General features: G+C 73.1%; 16 protein-coding genes. 11 read left to right on the top strand and 5 right to left on the bottom strand.

Translation table 11 applies throughout. The features are described 5' to 3' along the window. Nucleotides 1-45 precede the first annotated feature (45 nt). From AB6N24_RS01685 to AB6N24_RS01670, 4 genes are all read left to right on the top strand, one after another. On the top strand, nucleotides 46-384 hold the full coding sequence (locus AB6N24_RS01685; RefSeq protein ID WP_412867702.1) for a hypothetical protein: 339 nt from the start codon (nucleotides 46-48) through the stop codon (nucleotides 382-384). 65 nt (nucleotides 385-449) lie between these two features. Then, nucleotides 450-1,043 (top strand): TetR/AcrR family transcriptional regulator, encoded by a 594-nt coding sequence (locus tag AB6N24_RS01680; protein ID WP_412867701.1) that lies wholly within the window; start codon nucleotides 450-452, stop codon nucleotides 1,041-1,043. Beyond that, nucleotides 1,040-1,837 carry an ABC transporter ATP-binding protein gene (locus AB6N24_RS01675; RefSeq protein ID WP_412867700.1) on the top strand — a complete coding sequence of 266 codons (798 nt, stop codon included), beginning with the start codon at nucleotides 1,040-1,042 and terminating at the stop codon, nucleotides 1,835-1,837. The genes AB6N24_RS01680 and AB6N24_RS01675 overlap by 4 nt, the downstream gene beginning before the upstream one ends. Beyond that, nucleotides 1,834-2,604: an ABC transporter permease gene (locus tag AB6N24_RS01670; protein WP_412867699.1), complete on the top strand. Its 771-nt coding sequence runs from the start codon at nucleotides 1,834-1,836 to the stop codon at nucleotides 2,602-2,604. Before AB6N24_RS01675 ends, AB6N24_RS01670 begins: the two co-directional genes overlap by 4 nt. A gap of 677 nt (nucleotides 2,605-3,281) precedes the next feature. Here the strand turns inward: AB6N24_RS01670 and AB6N24_RS01665 are convergent. Together AB6N24_RS01665 and AB6N24_RS01660 are read right to left on the bottom strand one after the other, a co-directional pair. Then, on the bottom strand, nucleotides 3,282-3,755 hold the full coding sequence (locus AB6N24_RS01665; protein ID WP_412867698.1) for an ATP-binding protein: 474 nt from the start codon (nucleotides 3,753-3,755) through the stop codon (nucleotides 3,282-3,284). A gap of 49 nt (nucleotides 3,756-3,804) precedes the next feature. Continuing rightward, nucleotides 3,805-4,566, bottom strand: a complete 762-nt coding sequence (locus tag AB6N24_RS01660) for a GAF and ANTAR domain-containing protein (RefSeq protein WP_412867697.1) — start codon at nucleotides 4,564-4,566, stop codon at nucleotides 3,805-3,807. Between the two features lie 152 nt (nucleotides 4,567-4,718). Between AB6N24_RS01660 and AB6N24_RS01655 the strand changes: the two genes are divergently transcribed. From AB6N24_RS01655 to AB6N24_RS01625, 7 genes are all read left to right on the top strand, one after another. Next, the gene (locus AB6N24_RS01655) at nucleotides 4,719-4,925 is read left to right on the top strand and encodes a glycine zipper domain-containing protein (protein WP_412867696.1); all 207 of its coding nucleotides are present in this window, start codon (nucleotides 4,719-4,721) and stop codon (nucleotides 4,923-4,925) included. Between the two features lie 121 nt (nucleotides 4,926-5,046). Further along, the gene (locus AB6N24_RS01650; protein ID WP_412867695.1) at nucleotides 5,047-5,553 is read left to right on the top strand and encodes a SecDF P1 head subdomain-containing protein; all 507 of its coding nucleotides are present in this window, start codon (nucleotides 5,047-5,049) and stop codon (nucleotides 5,551-5,553) included. Between the two features lie 97 nt (nucleotides 5,554-5,650). Further along, a complete protein-coding gene (locus AB6N24_RS01645) occupies nucleotides 5,651-6,109 on the top strand; it encodes a GNAT family N-acetyltransferase (protein WP_412867694.1) in 459 nt (152 codons plus the stop codon). A gap of 34 nt (nucleotides 6,110-6,143) precedes the next feature. Further along, nucleotides 6,144-6,338: a hypothetical protein gene (locus tag AB6N24_RS01640; RefSeq protein ID WP_412867693.1), complete on the top strand. Its 195-nt coding sequence runs from the start codon at nucleotides 6,144-6,146 to the stop codon at nucleotides 6,336-6,338. 280 nt (nucleotides 6,339-6,618) lie between these two features. After that, nucleotides 6,619-7,029, top strand: a complete 411-nt coding sequence (locus AB6N24_RS01635) for a VOC family protein (protein ID WP_412867692.1) — start codon at nucleotides 6,619-6,621, stop codon at nucleotides 7,027-7,029. 82 nt (nucleotides 7,030-7,111) lie between these two features. Beyond that, on the top strand, nucleotides 7,112-7,732 hold the full coding sequence (locus AB6N24_RS01630) for a GNAT family N-acetyltransferase (RefSeq protein ID WP_412867691.1): 621 nt from the start codon (nucleotides 7,112-7,114) through the stop codon (nucleotides 7,730-7,732). Between the two features lie 341 nt (nucleotides 7,733-8,073). Then, nucleotides 8,074-9,372, top strand: coding sequence for a cation:proton antiporter domain-containing protein (locus tag AB6N24_RS01625; RefSeq protein WP_412867690.1), 1,299 nt, complete (start codon nucleotides 8,074-8,076; stop codon nucleotides 9,370-9,372). A 33-nt stretch (nucleotides 9,373-9,405) separates the two neighbouring features. On the opposite strand, the gene AB6N24_RS01620 is transcribed toward AB6N24_RS01625, so the two are convergent. The 3 genes from AB6N24_RS01620 to AB6N24_RS01610 all read right to left on the bottom strand — a co-directional run bounded on the left by AB6N24_RS01620 (nucleotide 9,406) and on the right by AB6N24_RS01610 (nucleotide 13,152). Then, nucleotides 9,406-10,908: an arylsulfatase gene (locus tag AB6N24_RS01620; RefSeq protein WP_412867689.1), complete on the bottom strand. Its 1,503-nt coding sequence runs from the start codon at nucleotides 10,906-10,908 to the stop codon at nucleotides 9,406-9,408. A gap of 128 nt (nucleotides 10,909-11,036) precedes the next feature. Next, complete coding sequence (gene gad / locus AB6N24_RS01615; protein ID WP_412867755.1) at nucleotides 11,037-12,425, bottom strand: glutamate decarboxylase; 1,389 nt, start codon at nucleotides 12,423-12,425, stop codon at nucleotides 11,037-11,039. A gap of 40 nt (nucleotides 12,426-12,465) precedes the next feature. Beyond that, nucleotides 12,466-13,152 carry a hypothetical protein gene (locus tag AB6N24_RS01610; protein WP_412867688.1) on the bottom strand — a complete coding sequence of 229 codons (687 nt, stop codon included), beginning with the start codon at nucleotides 13,150-13,152 and terminating at the stop codon, nucleotides 12,466-12,468. Nucleotides 13,153-13,162 lie beyond the last annotated feature (10 nt).

The following is a 13,162-nucleotide window of genomic DNA, read 5'->3' as shown; positions in this document are numbered from 1 at the left end:
GGCGCGCCGAGACACACGCACTTGGAAGACAGGAGGGAGCACACCATGCGCGTCGCACGCCGGTCCGTCGCCTTGGGTGCGGCCCTGCTGCTGGTCGCCGTGACCCTCGCGGCCACAGGCGGGCGCCGCGTCCCGGCGGACGTGCCCGAGCTCCGTGACGGTGACGTCTGGGTCGTCGGGATCAGCCACCCACGCGGCGGCTGGAGCGTGTGCTTCGACGACGGCGCGGTCGCCGAGTCGCTCGTGACGGCGGACCTGCCGACTTCCGGCGCCTCTGCGACCTTCGCCGTCGGCGCGAGCGAGTCGGACGTGCGCCGGGTGCTGGGCTGCCTGAACCGCCACCTCACGGGTGGTGAGGTGGCCGTGACCACCCGGAGCGCCTGACCCGTCCCCGAGACGCGGCGCGGCGGGGGCTACCGCGGGCGATTGTTAGTGACTAACATCGTGCCATGAGCCGGTCGGAGGAGACGCGGGAGCGGCTGCGCGCCGCGGCTCTCGCGCTCTTCGTGGAGCGGGGCTTCGACGCCACGACCGTCAACGAGGTCGCAGCCGCGGCCGGGGTCTCCCACATGACGTTCTTCCGGCACTTCCCCACCAAGGAGGACGTGGTGCTCGACGACCCGTACGACGAGGTGATCGTCGAGGCGGTGCTCGCTCGGGCACCCGGGCTCCCCGTCCTGGAGCGGGTCCGGCTCGGGATCGAGGCCGCCTGGTCGGCGGTGCCGGAGCCCACCGAGCGGGAGACGCGCGACCGGGTGCGACTCATCGCGGGTCACCGCGGGCTCATGGCGCGTGCGTGGGAGAACAACAGGCGCACCGAGGACCTCGTCGTGCAGGGACTCCTCACGCACGGCGCCGACCCGCTGGAGGCGCGCGTCGCGACCGCCGCGTGCCTCGCCGCCGTGATGGAAGGGCTGCTGCAGTGGGGCCGGTCCCCCACCGGTCGCGCGCTCGGCCCCGTGATCCGGCAGTCCCTGAGCTACCTCGGACCGTACCGGCCGCCTGCCGCGACGGCGGGCGTCCACGCGACGGAGGAGCGATGAGCACACCGACGCCCACGGGCGGCGTCAGCGCACCGCTGCTGCGCCTGTCCGGCGTTCGTCGCACCTTCGGGGCGGAGATCGCCGTCGATGCGCTCGACCTCGACGTCCGGCCCGGCGAGGTCCACGCGATCGTCGGGCTGAACGGCGCCGGCAAGTCCACGCTCATGCGGCTCGCGCTGGGGATGCTGCGCCCGGACGCGGGCACGGCAACGATCGGGCTGCCCGGCGAGAAGGCGGTCGCCGCCTGGCGCGCCCCCGCCCGCACCTGGGCCGCGGTCGGGCACCTCGTCGAGTCCCCGTTCGCCTACCCGGAGCTGTCCGTCACGGAGATGGTCGTCGCCGCAGCCCGCCTGCGCGGACTGGGCCGCGCCGCAGCCGCTGCGGCAGCACAGCGCGTCCTGGCCGAGCTCGAGCTCGGGCACTGGGCCGACCGAAGCACGAAGGCGCTGTCGATGGGCAACCGGCAGCGCCTCGGCCTCGCGTGCGCCGCCGTGCACGAGCCGCGCCTGCTGGTCCTCGACGAGCCCTCGACCGCCCTCGACCCCGCCGGCGTGCTGCTCGTGCGGACGTGGCTGCGACGCACCCGCGACGCCGGCGCCGGGATTCTCGTCTCCAGCCACCACCTCGACGAGGTCGCCCGGACCGCCGACCGCATCACCGTGATCCACCGCGGTCGAGCCGTCGGCACCCTCGATCCCGACGGGGTGGACCTCGAGCGCCAGTTCTTCGCGATGGTCTATGTGTGCGAGCAGCCCGCCGGCCTCGACGCCACGTCGCCGGGGAGGGCCCGGTGAGCGGGCCAGCGTGGGAGGTCGAGGCGCTCAAGCTGCGCCGGTCGTCCGTCGCCCGCACCGCCGCCGCCGCCCTCGTCGTCGGGACGTGCGCCATCACCGCCGGCTTCACCGCGGTGGGCCTCGCCGACGGCAACAGCCAGATGGCCCTCAAGGTCTGCCCGATGCTCCACGGCACAGGCTGGACCGCCTACCTGGGGATGCTCGCCCAGATCCTCTCGGTCGCGACCCTGCTCGCCGTCGGGGTCGTCGTCGCCTGGACCATGGGCCGGGAGTTCACCGACGGCACCATCGCGAGCCTGCAGGCGCTCCCGACACCTCCCGCCGCCATCGCCTGGGCCAAGCTCGCGACCGTGATGGTCGGAGCGACGGCGTGCGGGCTGGCGACGGTCGCCCTCGCGCTCCCCCTGGGCCTCGTGATCGGGCTCGGCCCACCCGACGCCGACGCGGCGGGAGCAGCCGCGCAGGCCCTCGCGGTGACGGCACTCATGACCCTGCTGAGCCTTCCGTTGGCCTTCGTCGCGAGCGCCCGGCGCGGCTACCTGCCAGGCATCGGCGCCCTCCTCGGCCTCGTCGTCGTCACCCAGATCGCGGCCGTGGCCGGCGCCGGCGCGTGGTTCCCCTGGGCCGCGCCCGGGCTGTGGGCCGGCATGGGCGGGCAGGCCGCCACAGCGACCGTCATGCCCGCGCAGCTGCTCCTCGCCCTACCCGTCGCCGCCGCCGGAGTGGCGGGCACCATCCGATGGTGGGCGACCGCGGAGCTGCGCTGAGCCTCAGGGTTCCTGGCATGACCTAGATCCGACCGCTCGTGCGGTCTACCCGCTCACGAGTCGGCCCTAGCTCAGGTGTCGACGTCGTGCCGCAGACCCTCCGTCCGCGCGCCGACCGCGAAGGCCCACCGGCTCGTGGCCGTCCCGCTCGCCCGTCGTGTCCCCCCGGCGCCGCACCGGCTGCGTGTGGGCATCCACAACCTGGACGCACCTCGTCGCCGGGTTCGCCGTCGGCATCCTGGTCGGCACGCTGCTGCTCCTGCTGCCGATCGCCCGCAGCGGCCGCGAGGCGCCTGGTGCGCCGATAGCCGTGGCAAGAATGCGTGGTGGAACCTCCTCAGCTCGTTCTGAGGGATCTCAGCATCCGGCGCACGTGTATTCATCAGCTATGCCTCGCAGCGGCGCCTCAGCACTTCTCACACGCGACCGGTCGTGTAGCAACGCATGTAGCAACCCGCCCGCGTTCGGCCCTGTACGCGATGTGCCGCCGGTGTCTCCGCAGGGCCCTGACCAGCACGGGAGTGACGCAGCCGGTCGCACACGGGCACCGTTCCGATTGCTGACACGGAAGAGGTCACTGGTTCGATCCCAGTGTCGCCCACCGGCATCACCGCAGATGAGAGGCCGCTTCGGAGACATCCGAGGCGGCCTCTTCGGCGTCCGGGGGCCGGGTGTGGTCAGGCGCCGATCTCGGCCCAGAGGATCTTGACCGGGTCGGCGCGGTACCACCCGACGTCCAGGGAAAGGCGCCGGGCGATCTGCAGGCCGAAGCCGCCCTCACCGGGAGCGCGGTCCGTGGCGATGTGCGGTCGGCTGCTCGGGTCGTGGTCGGCCACGGTGAGCAGGAACGACGCGTCGCGCTGGAGGAGCTCGACGACGGCGGGTGGGCGTCCGTGGCGCAGCGCGTTGGTGGCGAGCTCGGAGGCGATGAGGACCGCGGCGTGCGCGACGCCGTCCAGGAGCCGGTCCTCGCGCAGCCGGGCACGGTCGTCGATGGTCTGGCGAAGTCCGTCGCGCAGGGCATGGAGCTCGGTGACGTGGTGCAGCACCCACTGGTGCACGGGGGCGAACCGGAGCGGTGGAGGTGCGGACCGCAGCTCGGCATCGTGATCCCTGTCCGCGTCCGAGCTCGGCGGCGACGGTGTGATCACGCTTCGACGGTAGGCCCACGTGGAGGTGAGCGCCCGGCGGTGGCCGGTTCTAGGTGTGGCGGCCCGAGGACCGGCGCTCGACGGGTCGGCTGTGCGGCTCGCGGCCGACGAACGGTGCGGGTGCGGTCGGAGCGCCGCCGCTGACTTCCTGGATGACGGCGGCGGCGGCGTCGACGAGGTCGACGTCGAGCTCCTCGCTGGACCGGCGCAGGATGTCGCGAGCCTCGTCCGGGGTGCACCGGCTGGTCGCGACGATGGCCCCGACGGCCCGCTCGACGACGCCGCGTGAGGCGAGGTCGGCCGTGAGCTCGGCGGCCTCGGCGGCGTGCTCCTGGTCTCGCAGCCGTAGGCGGACGGCGTCGGCGGCCTCGTCGGTGAACTCTTCGGCGAGGATGATCGCGTCGGTGTCCCAGACGTAGCCGCTCTCGGCGTACAGGGTCAGCGCCACGTGCACACCGTTGCTGATCTGGCGGGGGAAGGCCGCGACGGACCGGAGCCCGGCGGGATCGGGCCGCCCGGCGGGTTCGGCCACGCGGACCAGGACGCGGTGGCAGCGGTGGAGCGCTTCGGAGGCGAGCCCTCCTTCGGTGGCCTGGTCCGCTCGTTCGCGCTGTGCGGTCACCGGGTCGCTGCCCGCGACCCGGTCCTCGTTCCCGGTGCGGGTCAGGACGAGGGTGGCGTGCGCGGTGCCGGGGACCTGCTCGACGGCCGCGTGCGTGACGGCCTCGAGGACGTGGTCGAGGTCCGGGGCGACCGCGAGCAGCGTGTGCAGCGTCGTGAGGGCGCGTGCTCGATCAGGCGACAGACGCATGCTCGCTCCTCACCCCGGACTGCCGGTTCCCATGCTCCACGACGACGTCGTGAAGCGCCAGGGTCGCGCTCGTCCGTCTCGCGCGTGGCCGCGCTCAGGCGGAGAAGAGTCGAGCACTGCCGGAGTCGCCGACTCGTGGCTACGCTCCGCGCATGACAGAGGCGAAGAACGAGGACAAGGGCCGCGGGGTCGGGATCGGTCTGGCCCTGGGGGCCGGCGTCGGGGCCGCCATCGGCGCAGCGACCGGTGAGATCGCGATGTGGCTCGCGATCTGCCTCGGTCTCGGGATCGCCTTCGGAGCGTCCGCCGACGCGCACGCGAAGCGGGCGGACCGGCGCGCGCACCGCGCCGAGGCGTAGCCGGCCGCGCGGGGCAGACCCGTGGGACGTCGCCACCCCTGTCTCGCCGTCACGCGGCAACCCCGCGCGTACGCACTCGCAGACCTGCCCCGCAGGGAGCGGGCGTTCCTACACTGACCGCGTGCGTACCCGATCCGTCACTCGTCTCGCCGTCCTGGCCGTCGTCGCGACCGTGCTCTCCGGGTGCGGGACGGACGGCGGTGACGACGGCTCGCCGCTGCAGCCGCTGCAGCTGCGTCTCGTCGCCTCCTCGGCGGAAGAGCCGTGCGGCGCTCCGGAACTGACCTCGGACGGGGCGGCCAGCGCGTGCGACTGGGCGGGCACCACCACCTACGAGCTGGGCGAGTCGCTGGGCGTGGTCACGCCCACCTCGGCCGTGCGCTCCACCGATCACGGGACGGAACAGGTGGTGGTCGCGCTCGAGTTCGACGACGCGGACACCGGCACGCTGAGCGACGTCACGCGGGACGCGGAGCGGCAGCAGCTGGCCATGCTCCTCGACGGTCGGGTGATCAGTGCGGCCCTCGTGATGAGCCCCGTGACCACCGGCCAGATCCAGCTGGCGCTCGGGACCGACCCCGAGGCAGATCGGATCGCGTCGAGGCTGGGGGCGTCACCCACCCCCTGACGAGCGTGCAGGTACAGGAGAAGTGCGTCCGAGTACTGGGTCAGAGGGACGGCGGACGCTTCGCCGGGAGCACGCGTCGGCGGGTTACCGTCGGCGGGTGCCCGTGACCTATCACCGCGATGCCGTGGCGCGGATCGATCCGCTCACGCTCTACGGGATCCTCCGGCTGCGCGTCGACGTGTTCGTCGTCGAGCAGGCCGCCGCCTACCCCGACCTCGACGGCCGCGACGTCGAGGACGGCGCCGAGCAGCTCTGGGCGACCGACGGGCCGGACGTCGTCGCGACCCTGCGTGTGCTGCGCGACCCCGACGGCGCGCTGCGGGTCGGACGCGTGGCGACCGCCGCTCGTGTCCGCTCGCACGGTGTCGCCTCGGAGCTCATGCGTCGGGCCCTCGAGCGGTGCACCGAGCTCGACCCCCGGGCACCCGTCGTGCTCGACGCGCAGACGCACCTGGCCGACTGGTACGCCCGGTTCGGCTTCGTCGTGGACGGCGCCGGGTTCGAGGAAGACGGCATACCGCACGTCCCGATGCGCCTCACGCCGGCCGTTCCGTGACGGTGGGAAACGCCTGCGCCGGGACGCCGACCGCGTGAGCCTCGCCGAGCTGGCACAGCTGCCGGACGCCGTCGCGGCGAACGGCGCGGTCGACACCTGGTCCGACTGGCTGCAACGACGACTCGTCGACGACACCGACAGCCGTGACGTCCTCACGCTGCTCGAGGCGCACGGCCGCACCCGACGAGTCCGAGGCCGCGCCCGACACCGGCTCACCGCGACGCCATGACCGCGCGCGGAGGAGCCCCGCTCGGCTCGGGAGGAGGCGGATGCGCGCCGCACCGGCGCCACGCGGCTCCCCTCTCGCAGCCGGCCCAGACGACGTACGGCAGGCGCTCCCGAGGACACCTCGGGTCGACGACCGTCCGGACGGGTACCTCGCCGAACCGGGATGTCCTCGCGAGGGGTCGCCGATCGTCGTCCCAGTACGCCGGACGGTCCGGCGATCCGGGCCGGCGAGCGGCACCAGCGTCCGCCGGCGCCCGGTCGGCTCACCCACGGAGACCCACATGACCGCACCGACGCCCTACCTCCACCTCCCGGGCACGGCTCGGGCCGCTCTGACCTTCTACGCCGAGGTCTTCGGCTGCAGCGCACGGCTCCACACCTTCGAGGAGTTCGGCAGGACCGACGGCCCGGCGGATGCCGTCGCCCACGGGTACCTCGAGGACGGGCCGGTCGCGCTCTTCGCCGCCGACGTGGCCGGAGACCAGCCTTCGCTCCAGATCCAGGGACTGATGCTCTCCCTGCTCGGGGCGTCCGCACCCGCCGTCCTGCGCACCTGGTTCTCCGCGCTCTCCGAGGGCGGCGAGATCGTGGACGACCTCCAGACGCGGCCGTGGGGCGCGACCGACGGGCAGGTCGTCGACCGCTTCGGCCTCCACTGGCTGATCGGGTTCGAGGGCGACGAGGGTCGCTGAACGCCCGGACGTACCGGGTCGCCTGCGCGCGGCGGCCCGTACGCGGCGCCGTCGTGGTCGTGGCGGGCTCTAGGGTGCCGCCATGACCTTCCTCGACCGCACGGTCCTCCAGGGCGATCACGTGGTGCTCGAGCCGCTCGGCCACGAGCACCACGACGGCCTGGTCGACGCTGTGCGTGACGGGGAGCTGTGGACGCTCTGGTACACCCGCATCCCTACCCCCGAGGACATGCGGGCCGAGATCGAGCGCCGCCTCCAGGAGGAGCGGGCAGGCTCGATGCTGCCCTTCGTCACTCGCCGCGCCGCGACCGGTGAGGTGCTGGGCATGACCACCTTCTGCGACGCGGACGCGGCCAGCCGGCGGGTGGAGATCGGGGCGACCTGGCTGGCCCGCTCCGCCCAGGGCACGCAGGTGAACACCGAGGCGAAGCTCCTGATGCTCACCCACGCGTTCGAGGCCTGGGACTGCATCGCGGTGCAGTTCAGCACGCACTGGATGAACCTGCAGTCCCGTGCAGCCATCGCCCGCCTCGGGGCCAAGCAGGACGGCGTGCTGCGCAGCCACAAGGTCATGCCCGACGGCACGCTGCGGGACACCGTCGTCTTCTCGATCATCGCCGCCGAGTGGCCCACCGTGCGCACCCACCTCCAGCACCGCCTCGCCTCCGGCGCCGGCACCGGCACCGGCACCGGCACCGGATAGTGCGCCTGCGCGACGTCGTCACCACCTACGTCCGGAGCGAGCTCGACCGGTACGAGACCCTCCCGCACCACGAGACGTGGTGGCGACGCGTCACGCCGTGACCTCCCCGAGGGCGGACGCTCGAGTGACGGCGGCGACGGCGTCCCCCGTCACGGGTGAGGCGGGATCGCGACGACGGTCGGTAGGTTCGGGCACCAGCCGGCGGGACCACGAGCGTTCCGCCGTCCCGGACGCCCCGGCGCCACGCCGCCCGTGACGTGAGGTCGGCTCGGCCTGCAGGCCGGTGACCGCGACGCCGGGAGCGCGCGGCGGCCGTGCGGGCTCCGACGGGAGGTGCAGCCGTGGACGCCGGCACCCTGGCCCTGGTGATGTTCGTCGTCTTCGCCTGGGGTCTGCTCTCGGCTCGGCTCGGTCGCGCCGACCTGAGCGCGCCCGTCCTCTTCGTCGCGGTCGGGCTCCTGCTGTCGGAGGGCGTCCAGGTGGTCGACGCGCACGCGGCGCAGGAGGCCGCCCGGCTGCTCGCCGAGGTGACGCTCGTCTGGGTCCTGTTCGCCGACGCCTCACGGGTCAGGCTGCGGGAGCTCCGCGCCGACCTCGGGCTGTACGCGCGCCTGCTGGGGGTCGGCCTCCCGCTGACCATCGCGGCGGGGACCCTGCTGGCGGCGTGGCTCTTCGACGGCACGGGGGTGTGGCTGGCGCTTCTGGTCGGGGCCGCGCTCGCGCCCACCGATGCGGCACTGGGCGCCGCGGTCATGAGCAACCCGGCCGTACCGGCCCGGGTCCGGCGCGTCCTCAACGTCGAGAGCGGCCTCAACGACGGCATCGCGACCCCGGTCGTCATGGTCGCGATCGCCGGGGCGGCGACGGTCGAGGGCCTCCCGGGGTCAGGTGCCGCCGGTGCGCTCGTCGACCTGGCCGTCGGCGTGGCGGTCGGTGCCGTCGTCGGCGGGCTGAGCGGGCGGGCGATGCGGCTCGCTCGCCGGCGCGGCTGGGCCTCGGAGGACTTCGCCGGACCCGGGATCCTCGCGCTGGCGCTGGCCGCGTACGCCGCGACGCTCGCGCTCGGTGGCAACGGCTTCGTGGCCGCGTTCGTCGCGGGCCTGGCCTTCGGGAGCTCCGCCGGGCGCGGCGGCGAGCGGGAGGTGTTCTACGTCGAGCAGACCGCCGGCTTCGTGTCCCTGCTGACCTGGCTGGTGTTCGGGGCGGTGGCCGTCCCGACGGTCCTGCAGGAGGCCGACTGGCGCATGCTGGCCTACGCGGTGCTGAGCCTGACGGTCGTGCGGATGGTGCCCGTGTGGCTGTCCTTCGTCGGCGCCCGGCTGGCACCGGCGACGACGGCCTTCGTCGGGTGGTTCGGCCCGCGCGGCCTCGCGTCGATCATCTTCGCCCTGATCGCGATGGAGGAGCTGGACGTCGACGTCCGACGTCCGGTCGCGGTCATCGGCACGACCGTCCTGCTCAGCGTGCTCGCGCACGGGCTGAGCGCGAAGCCGCTCGCCGACCGGTACGCCGCCTCGGTGCCCGACTCCCCCGCGCCACCGTCGGGCGAGGGGGCCGGCACGGAGGTGCCCGTCCGCGGCCTGCCGCACCGCCACGGAGGCGCGGCTCCCGTCCACCCGAGCCACGACCCCGCGGGATGAGCGTCCCGTCCGCCCGTCCCGCGGGGTCGCGGGTCACGAGCTCGGGATGCCCGTCCGGAGCTTCTCGAGGACCTGGTCGAGGCTGAAGCTGGCGGGCTTCTGGCGGGGTGGGAACTCGATCATCGTCTGGATCATGCCGAGCACGAACGCCTGCATCGGCACGACGATCCACGCGTGGTCCAGGAGCCAGTCGTAGTACGTGTTCGAGGTGATGTCGGCGCGCTCGTACGGGTCGGTGCGCAGGTTGAAGATCTTCGGGACGCGCAGGTGGGTGAAGGGCTCGGCCCACACCCGCAGCGTGCCCGGCGCCCGCTGCTCGAGGAACACCAGCTTCCAGTTGTCGTAGCGGATCGCGGTCAGGTCGCCGTCGTCCGAGACGTAGAAGAAGTGGACACGCGGGCTCTCGTCGGTCTCCCCGGTGAGGTACGGCAGCTGGTCGTGACCGTCCAGGTGGACCTTGTACGTCACCCCGCCGAGCTCCACGCCGCGCAGCAGCTGCTCGGCGACGTCCGGGACGCCGGCTGCCGCCAGGAGCGTCGGGAACCAGTCGCTGTGGCTCATGATCCCGTTGAAGACGGTGCCGGCCGCGATCCGGCCGGGCCACCGGACGACGGCGGGCACCCGGTAGGCGCCCTCCCAGTTCGAGTTCTTCTCCCCGCGGAAGGGCGTCATCCCGGAGTCCGGCCAGGAGTTCATGTGCGGGCCGTTGTCCGTGGAGTAGACGACGATCGTGTTCTCCGCGACGCCGAGCTCGTCGAGGAGTCCCAGCAGCTCACCGACCTGCGCGTCGTGGTCGATCATCGTGTCGTGGTACTCGGACTGCCACCGCCCCGACTGCCCGCGGCTCTCGGGCTTGACGTGCGTGCGGAAGTGCATGTGGGTCGAGTTGAACCAGACGAAGAAGGGCTTGTCCTCCCGGACCCGGTCGGTCATGAAGCCCGACGCCGCGGCGATGAACTCGTCGTCCACGGTCTCCATCCGCTTCTTCGTGAGCGGCCCGGTGTCCTCGATGCGCTGCGTCCCGTCGGGGTTCGCCCACGAGTGGATGACCCCGCGTGGCCCGAAGCGCTCGCGGAAGTTCGGCATGTCCTCCGGCGTCGGGTAGTCGGCGAGCTCCGGCTCCTCCTCCGCGTTCAGGTGGTAGAGGTTCCCGAAGAACTCGTCGAAGCCGTGCAGGGTCGGCAGGTGCTCGTCCCGGTCGCCGAGGTGGTTCTTGCCGAACTGCCCCGTGGCGTACCCGTGCGCCTTGAGCGCGGTGGCGATCGTGGGGTCCTCAGCCTGCAGCCCGACCGTCGCCCCCGGCATGCCGACCTTCGTCAGGCCGGTCCGGAGCGGGTTCTGGCCGCAGATGAACGCCGCCCTGCCGGCGGTGCAGCTCTGCTCGCCGTAGCAGTCGGTGAACCGACCCCCCTCGTCGGCGATCCGGTCGATGTTCGGTGTGCGGTACCCCATCAGGCCGTCGCTGTAGCAGCTGAGGTTCGAGATGCCGATGTCGTCACCCCAGATGACGAGGATGTTCGGTTGCTCCGATGCCATGACGACCTCCCCTAGGGGCGCGACCACCCGTCGCGCCTCGGAATCGAGTGAAACGTCTGCGAGTTGTCGCCCGGCTCATCCCGGACGGACGAGCACGTGGTGCCCGGGACCGGCGGTGCCGCCGGGTGCTAGTGCCGGAACCCCGCCGCGTCGGCCCCGTGGACCGGCGCCGGCTGCCGCTGCAGCCGCGGGAGCTGACGCCTGAGGTCGGCGAGGAGCATGTCGGCGAGGTCGTGGGTGAACCCGCGCCGGACGACGACGCGCAGCGCGGCGACGTCCTCCCGGTTCGCCGGGAACGTGTACGCGGGCACCTGCCAGCCGCGCTCGCGGAGGGCGTTCGACACGTCGAAGGCGGTGAAGCTCGTGTTCGACTCGTGCAGCCGGAAGGCGAAGACCGGGAGCTCGTCGCCCTTCGTGAGCAGCTCGAACGGGCCCAGCTCGGCGATCTGCCCGGACAGGCGGGTCGCGACGTCGCGGGCGTAGCCGTGGACGCGCCGGTAGCCGCTGAAGCCGAGCCGCAGGAAGTTGTAGTACTGCGCGACGACCTGAGCACCCGGACGCGAGAAGTTCAGCGCGAACGTCGGCATGTCGTCCCCGAGGTAGTTCACGCGGAAGATGAGCTCCTCCGGCAGCGCCGCGGCGTCACGCCACACGATCCAGCCGACCCCCGGGTAGACGAGCCCGTACTTGTGCCCCGACGCGTTGATCGAGGCGACCCGGTCCAGGCGGAAGTCCCACACGAGCTCGGGGTCGAGGAACGGGGCGACGAAGGCGCCGGACGCGCCGTCGACGTGGACGGGGACGTCGAGGCCCGTCTCCGCCTGGAACGCGTCGAGCGCCGCGCAGATCTGCTCGACGGGCTCGTAGGAGCCGTCGAACGTCGACCCCAGGACGGCCACGACGCCGATCGTGTTCTCGTCGCACATCGCGACGGCCTCGTCCGCGGAGAGGTGGAACCGGTCGCCCTCCATCGGGACCAGGCGCATCTCGACGTCCCAGTAGTTCGCGAACTTCTCCCAGCAGACCTGGACGTTGATGCCCATCACGAGGTTCGGCCGGTCTGCCGGCTTCCCCTCGGCCTCCCGACGCCGCTGCCAGCGACGCTTGAGCGCCAGCCCGCCGAGCATCGCCGCCTCGCTCGAGCCGGTCGTCGAGCACCCGGTCGCCTGGTGCGCGTCCGGGACGTTCCAGAGGCGGCTGAGCATCGTCACGCAGCGGGTCTCGATCTCCGCCGTCTGGGGGTACTCGTCCTTGTCGATCATGTTCTTGTCGAAGCACTCGGCCATCAACCGGTCGGCCTGCGGCTCCATCCACGTCGTGACGAACGTCGCGGCGTTCAGCCGCGCGTTCCCGTCGAGCATCAGCTCGTCGTGGATGATCTGGTAGGCCACGTCCGGGGCGAGCTCGTCCGGGGGCAGCTCGTGCTTGGGGATGACGAGGCCGTCGAGGCCGAAGATCGGCGCGACCGCGAGCGCACCGGTCGGCGGCGAGGACGTGGCGGGGTGCTTGAGCATGATCGGGCTCCCTCTGATGGTGTGTCACTGATGGCGTGTCGGTTCAGTGCGGGCGCGCCGGCCGGTGGGTTCCGCCCGCGAGCGCGTGCCGGGCTCGCGCGCCGCGCCGGTCGTCGCGCAGCGTGCCGAGCGCGCAGGCCAGGAAGCACGCTGCGCCGGCGCACGTGGTCCAGCCGGCGGCGGCCTCGTCGACCAGGGAGGCGCTCGCGGGCAGCAGGTACCCCGCCACCGCGGAGACCCCGAAGAAGACGCAACCCAGGAGGTTCGTCGCCGGCTGCCACCAGCCCGGGCCCCCCGTCACGGGCAGCCAGCCGCGGCGCGCCGACGCCCGGTAGGCGACGAGCCCGGAGACCAGGAAGCAGATCGAGCCGAACGCGTCGGGCCGCCACACGAGCCGGTCGTAGTCCGGGTCCGCGAGCGTGACCTGCATCGCGCGGAACGTCGAGATGTTGAAGAGCACCGTCCCCGCCGACTGGACGACGGCGGCCCACCAGTCGGCCCGACCGTGCGGCCCGGTGCGGCGCCCGGCCGCAGCGAGCCACACCTGCAGGGCGCCGCCGAGCGTGAACAGCAGGGAGCCGACGAAGAACGTCACGGCGTCGGCGGTCGCGCCCACGAGCTGGACGTACCCGGGGAGCGGGCCGAGCAGGAAGCAGGCGGAGCCGAGCGCGAACGCCCCGGCCATGAGGCGCTCGCGCGACGTGCGGCCCGAGGTCTCCTGCGACGTCATGGGGCGCCCA

It is taken from the genome of Cellulomonas jepli (genome assembly GCF_047229345.1).
Classification (GTDB): Bacteria; Actinomycetota; Actinomycetes; order Actinomycetales; family Cellulomonadaceae; genus Cellulomonas_A.
This window is presented reverse-complemented; position numbering and strand designations above follow the sequence as displayed.

Bases quoted from the DNA above. Each gene is read 5' to 3' on its own strand.
- AB6N24_RS01685 (WP_412867702.1), top strand. From the start codon at position 46: ATGCGCGTCGCACGCCGGTCCGTCGCCTTGGGTGCGGCCCTGCTGCTG.
- AB6N24_RS01610 (WP_412867688.1), bottom strand. From the start codon at position 13,152: ATGACGTCGCAGGAGACCTCGGGCCGCACGTCGCGCGAGCGCCTCATG.
- AB6N24_RS01620 (WP_412867689.1), bottom strand. From the start codon at position 10,908: ATGGCATCGGAGCAACCGAACATCCTCGTCATCTGGGGTGACGACATC.
- AB6N24_RS01660 (WP_412867697.1), bottom strand. From the start codon at position 4,566: ATGCGTCTGTCGCCTGATCGAGCACGCGCCCTCACGACGCTGCACACG.
- AB6N24_RS01655 (WP_412867696.1), top strand. From the start codon at position 4,719: ATGACAGAGGCGAAGAACGAGGACAAGGGCCGCGGGGTCGGGATCGGT.
- AB6N24_RS01675 (WP_412867700.1), top strand. From the start codon at position 1,040: ATGAGCACACCGACGCCCACGGGCGGCGTCAGCGCACCGCTGCTGCGC.
- AB6N24_RS01635 (WP_412867692.1), top strand. From the start codon at position 6,619: ATGACCGCACCGACGCCCTACCTCCACCTCCCGGGCACGGCTCGGGCC.
- AB6N24_RS01680 (WP_412867701.1), top strand. From the start codon at position 450: ATGAGCCGGTCGGAGGAGACGCGGGAGCGGCTGCGCGCCGCGGCTCTC.
- AB6N24_RS01630 (WP_412867691.1), top strand. From the start codon at position 7,112: ATGACCTTCCTCGACCGCACGGTCCTCCAGGGCGATCACGTGGTGCTC.